The sequence below is a fragment of the Solimonas soli DSM 21787 genome, from assembly GCF_000474945.1.
In the GTDB taxonomy this organism is placed as follows: Bacteria; Pseudomonadota; Gammaproteobacteria; order Nevskiales; family Nevskiaceae; genus Solimonas; species Solimonas soli.
The window spans coordinates 175,456-194,366 of sequence record NZ_KI440836.1; the positions used below are offsets into that span (position 1 = coordinate 175,456).

An 18,911-nucleotide genomic window follows, 5' to 3' on the forward strand; every position below is an offset into this window, starting at 1 on the left:
TCAGGAGGCGAGTGCCGCGTTCTGCGCGGCGATCAGTTCGGCGATGCCCAGCGTCGCCAGGTCGAGCAGCGCATTCAGCTCGTCACGACGGAAGGCATGGCCCTCGGCGGTGCCCTGCACCTCGATGAACTGGCCGGCTTCGTTCATGACCACGTTCATGTCGCACTCGCAGCCGGAGTCTTCGCTGTAATCGAGGTCGAGCACCGGCTTGCCGGCGTGGATGCCGACCGACACGGCGGCGATCTGCCCGAACAGCGGATTCTTCTTCAGCTTGCCGGCCTTCTGCATGGCGCGGATCGCGTCGACCAGCGCGACGTAGCCGCCGGTGATCGAGGCCGTGCGCGTGCCGCCGTCGGCCTGCAGCACGTCGCAGTCGATGGTGATGGTGTACGGACCGAGCGCGGCCAGATCGACGCAGGCGCGCAGCGAGCGGCCGATCAGGCGCTGGATTTCCTGCGTGCGGCCCGACTGCTTGCCCTGCGCCGCTTCGCGGCGGCTGCGGTCGTGCGTGGCGCGCGGCAGCATGCCGTATTCGGCGGTGACCCAGCCGCCGTCCTTCTTCCAGGCCGGCCCGCGCTCCTCGACGCTCGCCGTGCACAGCACGCGCGTGTCGCCGAAGCTGACCAGCACCGAACCTTCGGCGTGCTTGGTGAAGCCGCGCAGGATCGACACGGGACGAAGCTCGTCGGCGCGACGGCCGGAAGCGCGAAGGGCGGGTTTGGGATCGGTCACGTCGTGCGGCGGGGCGGCGAATGGCCGCGGAGTATACCGCGCCATGGCAATCGCCAGCCGAGCAGCACGACGAGGATCGCGAGATACAGCAAGGGCTCGCGCAGGTCGGCCTTCACCAGCCAGAGGTAGTGCAGCACGCCGAGCAGCGCGGCGGCGTAGACCAGCTGGTGCAGCTGCGCCCAGCGACGCTTCAGCCGACGCTGCCAGCCCTGCGTCGAGGTGATCGCCAGCGGCAGCAGCAGCAGCCAGGCGGCGAAGCCGATGGTGATGTAGGTGCGTTTCACCAGATCCTTGGCGAGCGCCGCCGGCGACCCTTCGAGATCGAAGGTCAGATAGATGGCGAAGTGCAGGCAGATCCAGAAGAAGGCCCACAGGCCCAGCAGACGCCGCACGCGGATCGGTTCCGACCAGCCCGTCAGGCGGCGCAGCGGCGTCATCGCCAGCGTCGCCAGCAGCAGGCGCAGCGACCAGTCGCCGGCCCGGTGTTCGAGGAACTCGACCGGGTTGGCGCCCAGCCGCGACTGCAGCACGCGCGCGCCGAGCCAGAGCAGTGGCGCGAGGCCCGCGGTCCAGGCGGCGAGCCGCCACAGCCACAGGCGCGCCTTCGGGCCGGGCACCGCCATCAGTAGTTCTTCTTCAGGTCCATGCCGCCGTACAGCGACGCGACTTCCGGGTAGCCGTTGAACATCAGCGTGTCGCGCTTGAACAGCTCGCCGAGGCGGCGCTCCTTGGCCTGCGACCAGCGCGGATGATCGACGTGCGGATTGACGTTCGAATAGAAGCCGTACTCGCGCGCCGCCATGCGGTTCCAGGTGGTCGGCGGCTGCGTCGCGACGAAGCGGATGCGCACGATCGACTTGATGCTCTTGAAGCCGTACTTCCACGGCACCGTGAGGCGCAGCGGCGCGCCGTTCTGGTTCGGCAGCACCTTGCCGTACATGCCGACCGTCAGCATCGTCAGCGGATGCATGGCCTCGTCGATGCGCAGGCCCTCGAGGTACGGCCAGTCGAGCACGCCGTAGCGCGTGTCCGGCATCTGCTTCGGATCGTAGAGCGTCTCGAAGGCCACGTAGCGGGCATTCGAGGTCGGCTTGTAGCGCTTGAGGAAGCCGCCGAGCGGCAGGCCGACCCAGGGCACGACGATGCTCCAGGCCTCGACGCAGCGATGCCGGTAGATGCGCTCCTCGAGGCCGCCGGCGAGCAGCGTGTCGATGTCGACGCGGCCCGGCGCCTCGCACTCGCCGTCGACGACCACCGTCCACGGCCGCGTGTGCAGCGTGTGCGCGTTGCGCGCCGGATCATCCTTGTCGGTGCCGAACTCGTAGAAGTTGTTGTAGGTGCTGACGGTGTCGAAATCGCTGACCTTCTCGCCGCCGGCCTGCTCGCGGCGCGTGCCGACCTTGAGCGGCGCCAGCGCCGCACCGGGGGCTTCGGCGGCGCCGGCGGCCAGCGGCAGCGCCAGCGCCGCGGCGCCGGCCCCGAGCCCGCCGAGAAAGCGACGCCGGTTCAGATAGATCGATTCGGGCGTGACCTCCGACTCGCGCAGGGCGTGCGGCGGCAGGATGCGGATCAGCATGACGGACTCCGGTTCGGAACGCGCGGCGACGATGGCCACGGTTCGGGGACCACAGCTTGCGGCAGACGTTCACCGCTACCATATGCGTTTGTACGAACCAGCAGGACTTTTGGACGCGCGGTGATGATGACGGTCGATGAACTGGCGGAAACCTTCGAATTCCTCGGCGACTGGGAGGAGCGCTACCGCTACCTGATCGAGCTCGGGCGCAAGCTGCCGCCGATGCCCGAGGACGAGCACGACGACGCGCACAAGGTGCGCGGCTGCATGTCGCAGGTCTGGCTTGCCGGCGAGGCACGGCCGGGGCCGCCGAAGACACTTCACTTCCGCGGCGATTCCGACGCGCACATCGTCAAAGGCCTGATCGCCGTGCTGTTCGAGCTGACCTCGGGGCGCACGCCGCAGGAAATCCTCGCGCTCGACATCGGCAACGCCTTCGAGCGCCTCGGCCTCGAAAGCAACATCTCGATGAACCGCCGCAACGGTTTTTACGCGATGGTCGAGCGCATCAAGCAGATGGCGGCCGCCGAGGCGGCGGGCATGTAAGACGCGCAGACGAAGGGCAACGATCCGAAGGAGCGTCCCACCACGAGCGCTTGCTGCGCCCATTGCGATCATTTTTTCGCCAAATCGACGCTCGCGTCTTTGTATCGCGCGGTGATTCAGGCATACGCATCGACAAAAGTCTGGTTGCGGCGCCGCTTGGGCCAACATTTGGCGCATACCGTGGTAACCCGTCACATATCGATGCCTGCAGCGGCTTGACCCCGTCGATCCATCACATGCGTAATGAGAGCGCTTTCAGGAAAGGTCGTCGACGGGGGATTCAGGGAATGTTGCGAACATATCTGTGCTTGCTTGCACTGACGCTCGCGGCTTGTGGTGGTGGTGGTGGCAGCGGATCGAAGTTGAACATTTCTTTGTCCCCATATCCGCTTGAAGCCAGCTATACGCTGGCGACCTTGCCATCGTATATCACCGCTCATGCCACGGTCGCCGGGACGGTTTCCTCCGGGACGGTGTATGTCGTCATCACTGATTCCGGGAAGAGCTTTGCTGCCGGCCCTGCCTATATCTCGCAGGAAAGCGAGACGACCTTTGCCGCCGACCTTCCGTTGGCTTCGAACCTGCAACCGGGCGATCACACCGGCACTCTGACGGTGCGGGTCTGCTCTGATTCAGCCTGCTCGTCGGTCCTCGGCTCAAGCTTGTTGCCGTACCACATCAGCATCGCGACACCATCGATTTCCTCGGCCACTCCGATCGTAGCGGCCGCCGTCCGTGGCGGTGAGCTTAAAGTCACGGCGGTGATTCACGATGTGGCCCCGCATAATCTGTACGCGTCGATTGGCAGCGCCAGCGACGACACGTTCCAAACCGGAAGTGTCGTCCCGTTGACATACGACATTGCCGATACTTTCGAGGCCAGTGTCCCTGTTTCCGCCTCTGTATCAGCGACGGCGCACCAAGGCAGTCTGACGCTGCGTATCTGCGGAGATGCTGATTGCCAGCAAATATTCGATGAGGCTCCGCTATCGTACACGGTTCAGGTGTTCGCTATCTTGGCTGGTCAGCCGGGTATCGGAGGAAACGCCGACGGTCCGGTCTCAGCGGCCACATTCCTCGCGCCGCGCGGCATCGCACTTGATTCCGTCGGGAATCTTTATGTTGCCGATGCTTCGCAGAACGGCGATAGCGGGCTCATCCGAAAAGTCGATCCTGCCGGCAACGTCAGCACGATCCTCGTCTCCAACGGTGGAGCATATGGAGGCGTCGCCCCGGAAGCATTGGCCGTCGATGCAGCTGGAAACCTGCTGTTCTCGGAACTCGCGAGCGACTATGGCAACCACAACGGTATCTATCGGCGCGCGCCTGACGGCACCACGACACTGTTTTCCGAGGGCGTTGGCGATCTAGCGACTGACGTGGACGATCATATCTACTCGTTCTACGAGTCCTGCGATGGCTGCAATGCAACCGTCACAAAAATGAACAGCGATGGCACCTATGCTCCGACGTGGAATGCTCACGGCGCCCTCGGCTTCGCCAATCCGAACTCGATTGCCGGAGCTGCTGATGGCGTCGTCTATGTCGCCGTAGGCACTAATCTCAATAAGCTGGATGAACAGGGCGAGAGCCTAGACTCCACTTATCTGAGCGGCTTTGCTATTGAGCAGCTTGCAATCGCTCCGGATGGTGCGCCGGTTTTCACCGGCTACCCGTGGGGTGGCTGCCACGAAGAATGCCCGGCGGCTTATGGCATCAGTCCTGACAAGACTCTCGCACCGTTTATTCCGACAATCTTGCTGCCTAGTGGCCTTGGGCCGGTGCACGCATATGACCTGGCATTCGGAAGCAACGGACAATTCTTCATCAGCGACACGGATGGGAAGGTCATTCTACAAACGACGTTGGCCCACTAATTTTGTGAGGATGGATTCAGGGCCGCTCGGGGCGTCTCTGTTCCCCCGGGCTCGGGCCGGCGACGCCCTGCTGATGCTTGCTTGACGCCAACGTCAAGAGGCGACTTGGTTGTAGCGCTAGAATCAGATCGCAGTCTCCTGACGGTCAGAACCGGGGGGCCATGGGTGTGATTGCGATCATCTTCGTCGTCTTCGTACTAGTGACGCTGTGGAGAGGTGTGGTCACCGTGCCGCAAGGCTGCGAATACACGATCGAGCCTTTCGGCAAGTACGTGACGACGTTTCAGCCGGGCCTGCATTTCATGATCCCGTACATGTACGGCGTCGGCCGCAAGCTCTCGATGATGGAGCAGGTGCTCGACGTGCCGAACCAGGAGGTCATCACCAAGGACAACGCCATGGTCGGCGTCGATGGCGTCGTGTTCTTCCAGGTACTCGACGCGCCGAAGGCCGCCTACGAGGTGCAGAACCTCGAGAAGGACATCCGCCCGCCGCCGACGCTGGTCGAATCGACGGCGCGGCAGATGAAGGCCGAGCGCGACAAGCGCGCGGCGATTCTCAAGGCCGAAGGCGAGCGCAGGCGCAGATCCGTGGCGATTCCTACGCGCACATCGTCGAGGACCTGATCGCCGTGCTGTTCGAGCTGACCTCGGGGCGCACGCCGCAGGAGATCCTCGCGCTCGAAATCGGCAATGCCTTCGAGCGCCAGTGCGCAGCCGGAAACACGAAAGCCGGCCACTGACCGGCTTTCGCGAGACACCGCAGCCCCGGCGCTTATCAGACGTTGTACATGCGCGCGCTCTTGCGCAGGAAGAAGATCCAGGTCAGCGCCGCCATGACCAGGAACACGCCGATGTAGATCTCCAGCGCCGGCACGATGTTGCCGAAGGTTTCCTTCGACCACTTGTAGACGAAGGGAATCGCGAAGCCGCCGAAGGCGCCGACCGAGGAAATGATGCCGACCGCGCCGGCCGCCTGGCGCTTGAACTCGAGCGTCGCCTCCGGCCCGGTCTGCAGGCGACGGAAGATCGACGGGATCATGCGGTAGGTCGAGCCGTTGCCGATGCCGGTGAACACGAACAGCAGGATGAAGCTGATGAAGAACAGGCCCAGCGCCTTCTGCTGCACGCCGAGCACCGCGGCGTAGCCGGCGGCGGCCATCGCCAGGAAGCACAGCAGCGTCACCTTCGAGCCGCCGATCCGGTCGGCGAGCCTGCCGCCGTAAGGACGCGACAGCGAGCCGACCAGCGCGCCGAGGAAGCCGTACATGAGGGCGATGTCGCCGCGTTCGAAAACCACTTTCAGCAGGGTCGGAAAAGCGGCCGAGTAGCCGATGAACGAACCGAAGGTGCCGATGTAGAGCACCGCCATCAGCCAGGTGTGGCCCTGGCTCAGCGAGCGCAGCGTCGGACCCGGATCGGCCTTGGCCTCGCGCAGGTTGTCCATGTACAGGAAGGCCAGCACGGCGGCGATGACTGCCAGCGGCACGTAGACCAGGCCGGCGCTGGCGAGGCCAAGGCCGCCGATGCCGATCACCAGCGGCACCAGCTTCTGCGCCACGGCGACGCCGATGTTGCCGCCCGCCGCGTTGAGGCCGAGCGCCCAGCCCTTCTCCTTCTCCGGATAGAAGAAGGTGATGTTGGCCATCGACGAGGCGAAATTGCCGCCGCCGAAACCGGCCGTCGCGGCGATCAGCATCAGCGTGCCGAACGGTACTTCCGGATGGTTGACGACCCAGGCCAGGCCGAAGGTCGGAACCAGCAGCAGCAGCGCCGAGACGATCGTCCAGTTGCGGCCGCCGAAGATCGGCACTGCGAAGGTGTACGGAATGCGCAGGAAGGCGCCGACGCCGGAGGCGAGCGCCAGCAGGGTGAGGCCCTGGCCGGCGGTCAGCGCCCAGCCGTTGGCGCCGGGCTTGATCAGCGCGCCGCTCGCGTCGAAGGTGCCGTACATCTTCACCACCACGATCGACCACAGCAGCCAGACCGAGAAGCCGATGTGCTCGGCGAAGATCGAGAACCAGAGATTGCGCCTGGCGATCGCGCGGCCCTTGGCCTCCCAGAACGCGCTGTCCTCCGGATCCCAGTGTTCGATCCAGCGGCCGGCGCCCACCTCGCCCATCGCCTTGCCGGTGCTCGCGCCCTGCGGCGGCGCCACGGTGGTCATGTCCAAATCCTGTGTGCTCATCGGTGCTGCTCTCAATGTTCCCCGGGAAAACCCCCGCAGCGTTCGAGCACGTTCGGTGCCACATGACGGTTTGATGACACGGGCCTGCGTCAGCGCCGTTGCGCGCAGATGCCGTTGCGGCCGCGCAAGAGGCGCGCCGGCCTGCACCGTCGCCGGCCGCGCTTGCGCGGCCATGCACCAAGGCGGTCCGGATTGCGCCATGTCGGCGCCGCCTCTGTCGTGCCGGTCACGAACGAAATGCCGCGCGGCGCTAGAATCGACGCGCCGTCGCCTGACGGCGTGATGCGGGGGTGGGTCATGGGCGTCATCGCGATCATTTTCGTGGTCTTCGCACTGGTGACGCTGTGGAAGGGCGTGGTCACCGTGCCACAGGGACGCGAGTACACCATCGAGCGTTTCGGCAAGTACGTGACGACCTTCCAGCCGGGCCTGCACTTCATGGTTCCGTACATGTATGGCATCGGCAAGAAGCTGTCGATGATGGAACAGGTGCTCGACGTGCCCTCGCAGGAAGTCATCACCAAGGACAACGCCATGGTCGGCGTCGACGGCGTGGTGTTCTTCCAGGTGCTCGACGCGCCGAAGGCGGCCTACGAGGTGCAGAACCTCGAGTTCGCGATCATGCAGCTGACCATGACCAATCTGCGCACGGTGATGGGCTCGATGGATCTCGACGAGCTGCTCAGCCAGCGCGATCACATCAACACCAAGCTGCTGTCGGTGGTCGACAACGCGACCACGCCCTGGGGCATCAAGGTCACGCGCATCGAGATCAAGGACATCCGCCCGCCGCCGACCCTGGTCGAGGCGATGGCGCGGCAGATGAAGGCGGAGCGCGAGAAGCGCGCCAACATCCTCGACGCCGAAGGCTTCCGCCAGGCGGCGATCCTCAAGGCCGAGGGCGAGCGCCAGGCGCAGATCCTCGCCGCCGAGGCGCAGAAGCAGGAGCAGATCCTCGAGGCCGAAGGCCGCAAGGAGGCGGCGTTCCGCGACGCCGAGGGCCGCGAGCGTTCGGCCGAGGCCGAGGCCAAGGCCACGGCGATGGTCAGCGAGGCGATCGCCAAGGGCGACGTGCAGGCGATCAACTATTTCGTCGCGCAGAAATACGTCGAGGCGCTGGCGCGCATCGCCACCAGTCCCAACGAGAAGCTGGTGCTGATGCCGCTCGAAGCGTCGAGCGTGATCGGCGCGATCGGCGGCATCGCCGAGCTCGCCAAGAAAGTGTCGGCGGGCAAGTGAGCGCCGCGCCCGTGTCGCTCGACGCCATCCTGTACTGGCACTGGTGGATCGCCGGCCTCGTGTTCCTGACGCTCGAGGCCTTCGTGCCGGGCGCGATCTTCCTGTGGATGGGCGTGTCGGCGATGATCGTCGGCGTGATCGCCTTCGGCATTCCGGTCCTGGCCTGGCCGGCGCAGTTCATCATCTTCGGCGTCCTGTCGATCGCCACCGTCTTCGCCTGGCGTCGCTGGCGGCCGGCGAAGGTCGCGACCGACCAGCCGACCCTGAACCGGCGCGGCGAATCCTATGTCGGCCGCCAGTTCACGCTCGGCGAGGCGATCGTCAACGGCGTCGGCACGCTGCGCGTCGACGATTCGCAATGGCGCATCAGCGCCAGCGCCGACGCGCCCGCCGGCACGCAGGTGCGCGTCGTCGCGGTGGACGGCACCACGCTGCGCGTCGAACGCCTCGGCCAGGGCGCGGGCGGCGCGTAGCGACCCCTCGCGCCGCGCGCGTACCGGCCGCGGGCAAGCGTGCCGGCGGGCGTGCCGCGGAACTTCGCGGCGCTACGGCTGCCGAAAACGGGCGGGGCTGCGTGTAAGCTGAGCACGCTGTCCGCCCGTTCCCCCGAGATCCGCCTTCGATGATGGCCGCCAGTCCCGACAAGTCCCTGCCGAACACGAAGCACGCACCGCCGCACCATCACATCGGTCCGGTCGAGATTCCGGATTCGCTGTATTCGCTCGGCGAGGAGATCGCGCACGCCATCACGCACGGCGTCGGCGTGCTGCTGGCGATCGTCGGGCTCACGGTGCTGGTCGCGCGCGCCGCGCTCTACGGCACCACCTGGCATGTCGTCGCCTGCAGCGTGTTCGGCGCGACCCTGGTGCTGATGTACAGCGCCTCGACGCTGTACCACAGCATCCCCAACGCGCTGCCGCGCGCCAAGCAGGTGCTGCGCGTCATCGATCATTCGATGATCTATTTCCTGATCGCCGGCACCTACACGCCGTTCACCCTCGTCACCCTGCACGGCGTCTGGGGCTGGAGCCTGTTCGGCGTGACCTGGGGGCTCACCGCGGTCGGCGTGGTGTTCAAGATCTTCGCGACCGGCCGTTTCGAGAAGCTGTCGCTGATCATCTATCTCGCCATGGGCTGGTGCGCGATCGTCGCCGTCCGGCCCATCGTCCAGCACCTGCCGTTCGGCGGCATCGCGCTGACCGTCGCCGGCGGCATCGCCTACAGCGGCGGCGTGGTGTTCTACCTGTGGGAGAAGCTGCGCTATCACCACGCGATCTGGCATCTGTTCGTGCTGGCCGGCAGCGTGCTGCAGTATTTCGCGATCTTCTTCTACGTCGTGCCCGGCCCGGGAGGCTGAAGCGATGGCCAGCGCCACGCCGGACGAATACGCCGCGAGCCCGTATCTCGTGCCTTTCGACGGCGCCTTTCGCGTCGCCGCGGCGCCGAGCGCGCCGCCGAAGAGCGAGGCCGACAAGAACGGCGCCAAGCAGCGTCTCGCCGCGCAGGTCGAAGCGCTCGACGAGTTGCAGAAGCGTCTCTACGCCGACAACCGTCACGCCGTGCTGCTGGTCTTCCAGGCCATGGACGCGGCCGGCAAGGACAGCACGATCCGCGCGGTGCTGACCGGCATCAATCCGGCCGGCTGCCAGATCGCCGCCTTCAAGCGGCCGAGCGAAACCGAACTCGACCACGACTTCCTGTGGCGCTGCATCCGCGAACTGCCGGAGCGCGGCCGCATCGGCGTGTTCAACCGCAGCTGGTACGAGGAAGTGCTGACGGTGCGCGTGCATCCGGAATTCCTCGCCGCGCAGCGCCTGCCGTGGCGGCCGAAGAAGGATGCCGAGCTGTGGCGCGAGCGCTACGAGTCGGTCGCCGATTTCGAGCGCCATCTCGCCCGCAACGGCACCGTGATCCTCAAGTTCTGGCTCAACGTCTCGCGCGAGGAGCAGAAGAAGCGCCTGCTGTCGCGGCTCGACGAGCCGGAGAAGAACTGGAAGTTCGAGAGCGCGGATCTCGCCGAGCGCGAGCGCTGGAGCGATTACCAGAAGGCCTACGAGGATCTGCTCAACGCGACCTCCAAGCCGTGGGCGCCGTGGTACGCGATCCCGGCCGACAGCAAGCCGTACCTGCGCGCCACCGTCGCCGAGATCATCGTCGCGCGCCTGCGCCAGCTCGACCTGCGCTGGCCCGAACTCGACCCGGCCGAGCGCGAACATCTGGCCGGCCTGCGGCGCCGGCTCGAGAAGGACTGAGCCGGCTCAGCCGCCGTCGGCGCGCTCGCCGCGGAACAGCGGCACCAGCAGCGGCGGCGCGATCATCGTCGTCGCCACCGCCATGAACAGCACGATCGCGAACACGTGATCGGAGATCACGCCGAGGCCCAGGCCGATCTGCGCGACGACGATGCCGACCTCGCCGCGCGGCGCCATGCCGACGCCGACCTGCGCGGCGCCCCGCCAGCCGAGCTTGAGCGCGCCGAGGCCGCAGCCGAAGAACTTGGTCAGCACCGCCAGCAGGGTGACGACCAGCGCGGCGACGATCGTCGCGCGATCGGCGAACACGGCGAGGTTCAGCTGCATGCCGATGCCGACCAGGAAGAACGGCGTGAAGAATTCGGTGACGCCGCGCACCTGCTCGTGCAGCTCGTGCTGGTTCTCGCCGGCTTCGGCGAGCGCCATGCCGGCCAGGAAGGCGCCGATGATCGCGGCGATGCCGATCTGCGCGGCTGCCACCGCCAGCGCGAAGCACAGCACGATGGCGCCGATGAACAGGGCGTGGCCGATGCGCAGGCGCTGGATCGCCGGCGTGATGCGCGTGACGACCGGCGCGCCGACCGTGGCCACGAAGATCACGAAGCCGATCGCGAGCAGCGCCGTGGTGCCGATCTCCAGGTAATTGACGCTGCCGCCGGCGAGGCTGGACACCACGGCGAGCACCAGCAGGCCGAGCACGTCGTCGATCACCGCGGCGCCGAGGATGATGCGGCTCGACTTCAGGCTGAGCAGGCCCATGCCCGACAGCACGCGTGCCGTGATGCCGACACTGGTCGCCACCATCGCCGCGCCGAGGAACAGCGACTCGATGGAGTTGTGCCCGGCCCACCGCATGTAGCCCCAGCCGGCGCCGAACGGCACGACCACGCCGAGCACGGCGACGATGCCGGCCGTGGCGCCGACCTGCATGATCGAGCGCGGCTTGGTCTCCAGGCCGACGGCGAACAGCAGGAAGATCACGCCGAGCTCGCCGAGCGCGTGCGTCAGCTCGCTCGGCGCGACCCAGCCGAGCACGCTGGGCCCGATCAGCACGCCGGCGATGATCTCGCCGACCACGGCCGGCTGGCGCAGGCGCTCGCAGATCTCGGCGAACAGCTTGGCCGCCGCGAACATCAGGAACAGGTTCAGCAGCAGCGGATCGCTGTGCGCGGCTGCCGCGGTCGCATCGCTCATGCGCGTATCGCCTCGGGGGTCGGCCCTCTACTGTGGTCCTTGCGCCGGGACGCAGGCAAGCGCGCCCTCATTCGTCGCTCTCCTCGATCAGCTGCTCGGCGAGCGGCAGATGGTGCACCTGCACGCCGCGTTCGCCGCGCAGCGCCAGCCGCAGCATGGCCTCGGCGACGGCGTCGGCGGACACCGGCCGGTAGCGCTGCAGCGGGCCGCGCGCGATGCGCTCGAGCAGCGGCGCGCCGCGCTGCGCGAAGGCCTCGCCGGGCCGGTGTTCGCCGCGCTCGCCGAGCAGCAGCGAGGGCCGCAGGATCTGCACCGCGGCGAAGCCGAGCCCGGCGATTTCCGCCTCCATGCGGCCCTTGACGCGCAGATAGAACGACAGCGCGCGCGCGCTGGCGCCGACCGAGGAGATCACCAGGAACTGATGGGCGCCGGCCGCGCGCGCGGCGCGCGCCAGATCGACGACCATGCGGCAGTCGACGTCGGCGAACGCGGCCCGCGATCCGGCGCGGCGCAGCGTCGTGCCGAGACAGCAGAACACGTCGTCGGCGGCGAGCCGCGGACCCAGCGCGGCGAGGTCGGCGAAATCGCTGATCAGCGTCGTCAGCTGCGGATGCGCGATCGGCAGCGGCCGCCGCGCCACCACGCAGACGCGCGCGTAGGCCGGGTCGCGCAGCAGGCGCTCGACGACGCGCTGTCCAACCAATCCCGTCGCGCCCGCCACCAATGCGCTGCGGCTCATATGATCCCCGTTGTTCGTGGCGGCAGCGCGGCGACGAGCGCGGCGTCCGCTGTTTGTGTCGCCCTATATATCGCAAACTGCGCACCCGCCGCAGCCCGAACGCCCCCGCCAGGAGAACCATGAACGCCGCCGCCGGCTCCTTTGCCCTGCACGAACGCCTCGCCGCCGACACCCTGGCGGTCGGCGACTGGCCGCTGTCGCGCGTGCTGCTGATGAACGACGCGCAGTACCCCTGGCTGATCCTGGTGCCGCGCCGCGCGGCCGTGCGCGAGATCTACGAGCTGGACGAGGCCGACCAGTGGCAGCTGCTGCGCGAGTCGAGCGCGCTCGGCCGCGCCCTCATGACACTGTTTCCGATCGGCGAGAAGCTCAACATCGGCGCGCTCGGCAATCTGGTGCCGCAGCTGCACGTGCACCACATCGTGCGCTGGCCCGGCGACGCCGCCTGGCCGGGAACGGTCTGGGGCCGCCATCCGCCGCTGCCATACGCCGCCGACGTCGCCGCGGCGACCGTGCAGCAACTGCGCACGCGATTGGCCGGGCCGTTCCCCCTGGCCGGCTGAGCGGCGCTAGGCGCGTGGCGGCCGCCTGCCTAGACTCGGCCGCTGTTTTTCGCCAGGAATCTTCATGGACACTGTCACCGGCAAGACGCTGCTGATCACCGGCGCGGCGATGGGCATGGGCAAGCTCTACGCCCGGCTCGCCGCCGCCGAACGCGCCAAGACCCTCGTGCTGTGGGACATCAACGCCGCCGAGCTGGAGAAGACCGCGGCCGAACTGCGCGCCTCGGGCTGCACGGTGCTGGCGCAGGTGGTCGACGTCTCGCGGGCCGACGCCATCGCCGCCGCCGCCGCGCAGGCCCGCGCCAGCGCCGGCACGCCGGACATTCTCATCAACAATGCCGGCATCATCCGCGGCAAGTACTTCTGGGAGCACGACGTCCAGAAGGACATCGAGATGACGATGGCGATCAACGCGCTGGCGCCGATGTATATCGCCCGCGAGTTCCTGCCGGACATGATCGCCGGGCGCGGCAGCGAGCGGCGCATCGTCAATGTGTCCTCGGCGGCGAGCCTGGTCGCCAACCCGCGCATGAGCGTGTACTGCGCCTCGAAGTGGTCCTGCACCGGCTGGAGCGATTCGCTGCGCCTCGAGCTGAAGCAGGCCGGCCACACGCACATCAAGGTGCTGACGGTCTGCCCGACCTACATCTCGACCGGCATGTTCGACGGCGCCAAGCCGATGCTGCTGACGCCGCTGATGACGCCGCAATACGTTGTCGACCGCGTCTGGCGGGCGATGAAGGCCGGCCGCGGCCGCCTGATCCTGCCGTGGACCGTCTATCTCTCCAACGCCCTCAAGGGCCTGCTGCCGCTGGCGCTGTACGACTGGCTCGCCGATCACGTGTTCGGCATCTATCACTCGATGGACGATTTCCGCGACAGCAAGCGCTGAGGCCACTTAACGCGACGGGCGTCGCATCCGCCTTTCGTCGCCCCATCGATGACGTTCCCGCCGCCGCTTTTCGCGGCGCGCTGTGACCGAAGGCATGCTGGGTTCGCGGGCGACGATTGTCCGCGGGTCGCCGCGATCTTATAAAGGAGCGGTCGGCACGGATGCTGGCACAAAAAAAGGGGGAGCAACCATGGAAGTCATCCGCAACATCGCCATTCGCGCGGCGCTGCTCGGCGTCGCCATCGCCGCGCTGCCGGGCTGCGGCAGCGACGCGCCGAAGCCGCTCGAGGCGCGCAACGTCTCGGCGCCGCTCAAGCCGGTCGGCCTGCTGCCGCCGGGTCTCGCCACCTCGCTGAAGGAAGGCGACGTCGTCGCCCTGAAGGTGCCGCTGACCCTGCGCCTGCATCCCAAGGCCGGCAGCGGGGGCGAAACCCTGCCGCCGGGCGCCATCGTGCGCCTGAAGTCGCGCGTCCTCAACGCCGCCGGTCCCTGGTGGCTGGTCGACGGCAGCAACGCCTCCGGCTGGCTCACCGAAGCCGAACTGCTGCGCAAGTAGCGTCGCGAGCAGCGTGCAGGGGCCCCGTGCGCAGCACGGGGATGTAGCGTCGCGAGTCGATGCCAGCCGCTTCTTCCGAACTCACCCGGCTGCGACACCCCGCGGCTGCGTCGCGAGCAGCGTGCAGGGGCCCCGTGCGCAGCACGGGGATGTAGCGTCGCGAGTCGATGCCAGCCGCTTCTTCCGAACTCACCCGGCTGCGACACCCCGCGGCTGCGTCGCGAGCAGCGTGCAGGGGCCCCGTGCGCAGCACGGGGATGTAGCGTCGCGAGTCGGATCCGCGTTCCGCGGCTGACGCCGCCGGTTGGCCGCCCGCACCGCGATCGAGACGCGCTGCGGCAAAACCACTGCCATCGGCGGTCCGCTAAGATGCGAGCGCCACGGGCACCACCAAATAACAGAAGGGGGATCGCGATGAACTACTTCGTGACCGGCGCGACGGGATTCATCGGCAAATTTCTGGTCGGCGAACTGCTGCAGCATGCGGATGCGCAGATCCACGTGCTCGTGCGGCCCGGTTCGCAGGACAAGTTCGAGGCCTTGCAGGAGCGCTTCGGCGAGGCCGGCCAGCGCCTGATCGCCGTGCACGGCGATGTCACCGAACCCGGCCTGATCAGCGACGCCGAGCGGGCCAAGCTGAAGGGCAAGCTCGACCACGTCTTCCACCTCGCCGCCGTCTATGACATGAACATGGACGACGCGACCGGCAACCGCATCAACAACGAGGGCACGCGCAACGTCGTCGAGTTCGTCAACGGCATCGACGGCCCCGTGCGCCTGCACCACGTGTCGAGCGTGGCGGTTGCCGGCGGCGACTTCGTCGGCCGCTTCACCGAGGACATGTTCGACGAGGGCCAGCGCCTCACGCACCCGTACTTCCGCACCAAGTTCGAGTCCGAGAAGATCGTCCGCGAGGAGTGCAAGGCGCCGTTCCGCATCTACCGGCCGGGCGCCGTCGTCGGCTCCTCGGAGACCGGCGAGATGGACAAGATCGACGGCCCCTACTACTTCTTCAAGACCGTGCAGAAGCTCAGCCACAGCGTGCCGAAGTGGCTGCCGCTGCTCGGCGTCGACGGCGGCAAGGTGCCGATCGCGCCGGTCGACTACGTCGCCAAGGCGATCGACCACATCGCCCACAAGACGGGCCTCGACGGCAAGTGCTTCTGCCTGATCCAGTCGCATTCGCCGAGCGTCGGCGAGCTGATGCAGGTCATCATGGAAGCGGCGCACGGCCCGCAGTTCGTGCGTTCGCTGGAAGTGCCGCCGATTCCGCCGCAGGTGAAGGAGATCGGCACGCGCGTCGCCGGGGCGATTCCGGCGGTGATCAAGAAGCGCGTGTCGTCGGCCATCGGCATTCCGGTCTCGGTGCTCGGCTATGTCGTCAACCGCGCCGTGTTCGACGACAAGGAAACGCGCAAGGCGCTCAAGGGCTCGGGCATCCAGTGCCCGGACATCCGCACCTATTGCGACAAGCTATGGCAATACTGGGAACTCTATCTCGACCTCGACACCAAGCTGCCGCAAGGCGCCACGCAGCGCCTGGCCGGCAAGGTCGCGGTGGTCACCGGCGCCTCGAGCGGCATCGGCTTCGTGGTGGCGAAGAAGCTGGCCGCGGCCGGCACCAAGGTCATCCTGGTGGCGCGCACCCGCGAGAAGCTGGAACAGACGCGCGGCATCATCGAGAAGGCCGGCGGCGAGGCGCACGTCTATCCCTGCGACCTCAACGACATAAAGGCGATCGACGGGTGCGCGCAGGCGATCCTGCGCGACTTCGGCCACGTCGACATCCTCATCAACAACGCCGGCCGCTCGATCCGCCGCGGCGTGATGGAATCGACGACGCGCTTCCACGATTTCGAGCGCACCATGCAGCTGAACTACTTCGGCGCGGTGCGCATGATCCTCGCCTTCCTGCCGAGCATGACGCAGCGCAAGCGCGGCCAGATCATCAACATCAGCTCGATCGGCGTGCTCGCCAATGCCGCGCGCTTCTCGGCCTACGTGGCCAGCAAGGCGGCGCTCGACGCCTTCTCGCGCTGCCTGTCGGCCGAGGTGCGGCACTTCAACGTGCACGTCACCGCGATCTACATGCCGCTGGTGCGCACGCCAATGATCGCGCCGACCAAGATCTACGACTACGTGCCGACCTGGTCGCCGGACAAGGCCGGCGACACGGTGATGAAGGCGATCCTCGACAAGCCGAAGTCGATCGCCACGCCGCTCGGCACCGCCGCCGCGGTCTCGTATGCGCTGTGGCCGAAGCTCAACGACTACATCCTCAACAAGGGCTTCCACCTGTTCCCCTCGTCCTCGGCCGCCAAGGGCCGCAAGGAAGGCGCCAAGCCGACGCTCGAGCAGGTGGTGTTCGCCAACCTGTTCAAGGGCGAGCACTTCTAGACGCTTCGCCGCGTCGCGATCGACCGGGCCGGCGGCGCGTGCGTCGCCGGCCTTGCCGTTTCCGCGCGCCGGCGGCGCCGCATCTGGCCGGCCGGCCGCCGCCGCCGGCGCGGCTGCCATGGCCGCGCCGCCGGCGGGTCCGTACAGTCGCGGCAGAAGCGCCGCGTCGTCCGCGCGGTCGCCAATACTTCAGGGAGACCATGGACATGGAAGCCTTCATCGCGCGTCGCACGCGCCCCATTGCCCGCATCGCCGCCGTCGCCACGCTGGTCGTGCTCGCCGCCTGCGGTTCCAGCTCGCCGTCCTCGGGCGGCGGCCAGGCGCGGTGGAGCACGCTCGGCACGCGCGCCGAAACCGCGCAGAGCGCGTCGCCGATCAGCCGCAACGGCGAGGCACAGTGGACCGACTACGATCCGGCGCCGCTGTACGCCGGCGTCGCCAAGCAGGCTCTGCAGTACATCACCATGCGCGACGGCGTGAAGCTGGCGGCCTACGTGACGCTGCCGGCCGACGCCGACGGCAACGCGGTGACGACGCCGCTGCCGGTCGTGCTCGTGCAGACCAGCTACAACGGCGCCGCCGGCCAGGCGGTGACGGCGATCGGCGGCGCCGATCCGTACATCGTGCAGCACGGCTACGCGACGGTGGTGGTCGACGTGCGCGGCACCGGCCAGTCGCAGGGCGAGTGGGAAGCGTTCGGCGAAGACGAGCAGGCCGACTACGCCGAGGTCGTCGACTGGGTGACGCAGCAGCCGTTCTGCGACGGCCGCATCGGTGTATACGGCGTCTCGTATCTCGGCATCACGGCGATCATCACCGCCGCGCAGGGCCATCCGGCGGTCAAGGCGGCGTTTCCGATCGTGCCGATCGGCGACGGCTACCGCGACATCGTCTTCACCGGCGGCCAGGTCAACCCGACGTTCATTCCGCTGTGGCTGGGCCTGGTCTCGGTGCTCGGCCTCACCAATCCGACCGTGATCACCGATCCGGCGACCGGCCTGCCGGCGACGCTCGAACACCTGCTCAGCGCCGTCGCCAACTTCCAGGTGCCGACCATCCTGCGCGCGCTGGCCGGCGATCCGGACACCGCCTACGACGGCGATTTCTGGAAAGTGCGGTCGCCGCTGGAGAACGACGGCCGGATCAAGGTGCCGACCTTCATCGTCGGCGGCCTGCACGATCTCTTTCAGCGCAGCGAGCCGATCAGCTACGAGCGCATCAAGAACAACGCGCCGGCCAAGCTGCTGATCGGGCCGTGGACGCATGTCGAGGCGGCGTTCGGCCAGGGTCTGCCGGTCGACGGCGTGCCGCCGCTGAACCATATCGAGCTGCAGTGGTTCGACCAGTACGTGAAGGGCATGAAGGCCGGTGCCGTCAGGCAGCCGAACGTCACGCAGTACGTGACCGGCTACGGGCACTACGCGACGGCCAGCGACTGGCCGCATCCGGATGCGCGGGCGCAGCGTCTCTATCTGCGCGCCGACAAGAGCTTGTCCGAGGACGCGCCGGCCGCCGGCGAGAAGGCCAATACCGCATTGCAGCTGCCGATCGAAGGCCTGTGCTCGATCAGCACCTCGCAGTGGACCGCCGGCCTGCTCGGCTACGTGCCGCTGCCGTGCTTCGAGAACAGCAATTCGGCCGAGAGCCTGTCGGTGAAATACGAGACGCCGGTGATGGAAGCCGATTACTACATCAACGGTCCGATCGAGGCCGACGTGTGGATCTCGTCGACGGCCAGCGACGCCGGCCTGTCGGTGCGTGTCGACGATGTCGACGAGAACGGCGTCGCCAGGTCGCTGAGCAACGGCATCCAGACGGCGTCATTGCGCGCCGTCGACGCCAGCCGCTCGCGTACGCTGGACGGCCAGATGATCCAGCCCTGGCATCCGTACACGCAAGATTCGGTGCAGACGCTTGGCGACGAACCGGTGCTGGTGCCGGTCGAGATCTTCGCGACCAGCGCGCTGATCGCCAAGGGCCACAGGCTGCGCCTCGCCGTCGGCGCCAGCGATCTGCCGCAGGGCGTGCCGCCAATCCCGACCTTGCTGCAGTCGCTGATCGGCGTGCTGACGATACACAGCGACGCCGCGCATCCGTCGAGCGTGGTCCTGCCGGTGGTGCCGGCAAGCACGCTGAACTAAGCGGCGTGGCGTGCGACGCC

The 18,911-nt window shown here is 67.5% G+C and carries 17 protein-coding genes and 1 pseudogene; 12 read left to right on the plus strand and 6 right to left on the minus strand.

Annotated features, from left to right (window positions below; genetic code table 11):
* From rph to msrP, 3 genes are read right to left on the minus strand one after another with little or no spacing between them, the layout of a single operon-like run.
* Positions 1–732, minus strand: a complete 732-nt coding sequence (gene rph / locus K344_RS0112895; protein ID WP_028081013.1) for a ribonuclease PH — start codon at positions 730–732, stop codon at positions 1–3.
* Positions 729–1,355, minus strand: coding sequence for a protein-methionine-sulfoxide reductase heme-binding subunit MsrQ (msrQ, locus tag K344_RS0112900; protein WP_051362200.1), 627 nt, complete (start codon positions 1,353–1,355; stop codon positions 729–731). The genes rph and msrQ overlap by 4 nt, the downstream gene beginning before the upstream one ends.
* Complete coding sequence (msrP, locus tag K344_RS0112905) at positions 1,355–2,308, minus strand: protein-methionine-sulfoxide reductase catalytic subunit MsrP (protein ID WP_028081015.1); 954 nt, start codon at positions 2,306–2,308, stop codon at positions 1,355–1,357. The genes msrQ and msrP overlap by 1 nt, the downstream gene beginning before the upstream one ends.
* A gap of 126 nt (positions 2,309–2,434) precedes the next feature.
* Here msrP and K344_RS0112910 point away from each other — a divergent pair, with 126 nt between their 5' ends.
* The 3 genes and pseudogenes from K344_RS0112910 to K344_RS21610 form a co-directional block, all read left to right on the plus strand.
* A complete protein-coding gene (locus tag K344_RS0112910; protein WP_028081016.1) occupies positions 2,435–2,854 on the plus strand; it encodes a SufE family protein in 420 nt (139 codons plus the stop codon).
* 50 nt (positions 2,855–2,904) lie between these two features.
* Positions 2,905–4,731, plus strand: a complete 1,827-nt coding sequence (locus tag K344_RS24100) for an NHL repeat-containing protein (protein ID WP_157622928.1) — start codon at positions 2,905–2,907, stop codon at positions 4,729–4,731.
* Positions 4,732–4,892: 161 nt separating this feature from the next.
* Positions 4,893–5,312, plus strand: a pseudogene (locus K344_RS21610) (SPFH domain-containing protein); the annotation flags it as partial.
* A gap of 196 nt (positions 5,313–5,508) precedes the next feature.
* Here K344_RS21610 and K344_RS0112930 read toward each other — a convergent pair.
* Positions 5,509–6,897 (minus strand): MFS transporter, encoded by a 1,389-nt coding sequence (locus tag K344_RS0112930; protein WP_028081017.1) that lies wholly within the window; start codon positions 6,895–6,897, stop codon positions 5,509–5,511.
* Positions 6,898–7,215: 318 nt separating this feature from the next.
* Between K344_RS0112930 and K344_RS0112935 the strand changes: the two genes are divergently transcribed.
* The 4 genes from K344_RS0112935 to K344_RS0112950 all read left to right on the plus strand — a co-directional run bounded on the left by K344_RS0112935 (position 7,216) and on the right by K344_RS0112950 (position 10,409).
* On the plus strand, positions 7,216–8,157 hold the full coding sequence (locus tag K344_RS0112935) for an SPFH domain-containing protein (RefSeq protein WP_211234542.1): 942 nt from the start codon (positions 7,216–7,218) through the stop codon (positions 8,155–8,157).
* Entirely contained in the window at positions 8,154–8,630 is a 477-nt protein-coding gene (locus tag K344_RS0112940; RefSeq protein WP_245586217.1) for an NfeD family protein, read from the plus strand. Before K344_RS0112935 ends, K344_RS0112940 begins: the two co-directional genes overlap by 4 nt.
* A 152-nt stretch (positions 8,631–8,782) precedes the next feature.
* Positions 8,783–9,514: a PAQR family membrane homeostasis protein TrhA gene (gene trhA / locus K344_RS0112945; protein WP_084197398.1), complete on the plus strand. Its 732-nt coding sequence runs from the start codon at positions 8,783–8,785 to the stop codon at positions 9,512–9,514.
* 4 nt (positions 9,515–9,518) lie between these two features.
* Entirely contained in the window at positions 9,519–10,409 is an 891-nt protein-coding gene (locus tag K344_RS0112950; RefSeq protein WP_028081021.1) for a PPK2 family polyphosphate kinase, read from the plus strand.
* Between the two features lie 6 nt (positions 10,410–10,415).
* Here K344_RS0112950 and K344_RS0112955 read toward each other — a convergent pair whose 3' ends face one another.
* Positions 10,416–11,603, minus strand: coding sequence for a cation:proton antiporter (locus K344_RS0112955; RefSeq protein WP_051362202.1), 1,188 nt, complete (start codon positions 11,601–11,603; stop codon positions 10,416–10,418).
* Between the two features lie 67 nt (positions 11,604–11,670).
* A complete protein-coding gene (locus tag K344_RS0112960; protein ID WP_028081023.1) occupies positions 11,671–12,342 on the minus strand; it encodes an NAD-dependent epimerase/dehydratase family protein in 672 nt (223 codons plus the stop codon).
* 119 nt (positions 12,343–12,461) lie between these two features.
* Between K344_RS0112960 and K344_RS0112965 the strand changes: the two genes are divergently transcribed.
* The 5 genes from K344_RS0112965 (at position 12,462) to K344_RS0112985 (ending at position 18,891) form a co-directional block, all read left to right on the plus strand.
* Positions 12,462–12,905 carry an HIT domain-containing protein gene (locus tag K344_RS0112965; RefSeq protein ID WP_028081024.1) on the plus strand — a complete coding sequence of 148 codons (444 nt, stop codon included), beginning with the start codon at positions 12,462–12,464 and terminating at the stop codon, positions 12,903–12,905.
* Between the two features lie 64 nt (positions 12,906–12,969).
* Positions 12,970–13,797 carry an SDR family NAD(P)-dependent oxidoreductase gene (locus K344_RS0112970; RefSeq protein ID WP_028081025.1) on the plus strand — a complete coding sequence of 276 codons (828 nt, stop codon included), beginning with the start codon at positions 12,970–12,972 and terminating at the stop codon, positions 13,795–13,797.
* Between the two features lie 190 nt (positions 13,798–13,987).
* Positions 13,988–14,353 (plus strand): hypothetical protein, encoded by a 366-nt coding sequence (locus K344_RS0112975; protein WP_028081026.1) that lies wholly within the window; start codon positions 13,988–13,990, stop codon positions 14,351–14,353.
* 414 nt (positions 14,354–14,767) lie between these two features.
* Positions 14,768–16,750, plus strand: a complete 1,983-nt coding sequence (locus K344_RS0112980) for an SDR family oxidoreductase (RefSeq protein ID WP_028081027.1) — start codon at positions 14,768–14,770, stop codon at positions 16,748–16,750.
* 206 nt (positions 16,751–16,956) lie between these two features.
* Complete coding sequence (locus K344_RS0112985; protein ID WP_051362203.1) at positions 16,957–18,891, plus strand: CocE/NonD family hydrolase; 1,935 nt, start codon at positions 16,957–16,959, stop codon at positions 18,889–18,891.
* The last annotated feature ends 20 nt before the right edge of the window (positions 18,892–18,911 follow it).

What these genes read in the sequence shown, in the direction of transcription:
- K344_RS0112975 (WP_028081026.1), top strand. Translation starts at nt 13,988, where the DNA reads ATGGAAGTCATCCGCAACATCGCCATTCGCGCGGCGCTGCTCGGCGTC.
- K344_RS0112965 (WP_028081024.1), top strand. Translation starts at nt 12,462, where the DNA reads ATGAACGCCGCCGCCGGCTCCTTTGCCCTGCACGAACGCCTCGCCGCC.
- K344_RS0112985 (WP_051362203.1), top strand. Translation starts at nt 16,957, where the DNA reads ATGGAAGCCTTCATCGCGCGTCGCACGCGCCCCATTGCCCGCATCGCC.
- K344_RS0112960 (WP_028081023.1), bottom strand. Translation starts at nt 12,342, where the DNA reads ATGAGCCGCAGCGCATTGGTGGCGGGCGCGACGGGATTGGTTGGACAG.
- K344_RS0112930 (WP_028081017.1), bottom strand. Translation starts at nt 6,897, where the DNA reads ATGACCACCGTGGCGCCGCCGCAGGGCGCGAGCACCGGCAAGGCGATG.
- trhA (WP_084197398.1), top strand. Translation starts at nt 8,783, where the DNA reads ATGGCCGCCAGTCCCGACAAGTCCCTGCCGAACACGAAGCACGCACCG.
- msrQ (WP_051362200.1), bottom strand. Translation starts at nt 1,355, where the DNA reads ATGGCGGTGCCCGGCCCGAAGGCGCGCCTGTGGCTGTGGCGGCTCGCC.
- msrP (WP_028081015.1), bottom strand. Translation starts at nt 2,308, where the DNA reads ATGCTGATCCGCATCCTGCCGCCGCACGCCCTGCGCGAGTCGGAGGTC.
- K344_RS0112980 (WP_028081027.1), top strand. Translation starts at nt 14,768, where the DNA reads ATGAACTACTTCGTGACCGGCGCGACGGGATTCATCGGCAAATTTCTG.
- K344_RS0112935 (WP_211234542.1), top strand. Translation starts at nt 7,216, where the DNA reads ATGGGCGTCATCGCGATCATTTTCGTGGTCTTCGCACTGGTGACGCTG.
- K344_RS0112955 (WP_051362202.1), bottom strand. Translation starts at nt 11,603, where the DNA reads ATGAGCGATGCGACCGCGGCAGCCGCGCACAGCGATCCGCTGCTGCTG.
- K344_RS0112970 (WP_028081025.1), top strand. Translation starts at nt 12,970, where the DNA reads ATGGACACTGTCACCGGCAAGACGCTGCTGATCACCGGCGCGGCGATG.
- K344_RS0112910 (WP_028081016.1), top strand. Translation starts at nt 2,435, where the DNA reads ATGACGGTCGATGAACTGGCGGAAACCTTCGAATTCCTCGGCGACTGG.
- K344_RS0112950 (WP_028081021.1), top strand. Translation starts at nt 9,519, where the DNA reads ATGGCCAGCGCCACGCCGGACGAATACGCCGCGAGCCCGTATCTCGTG.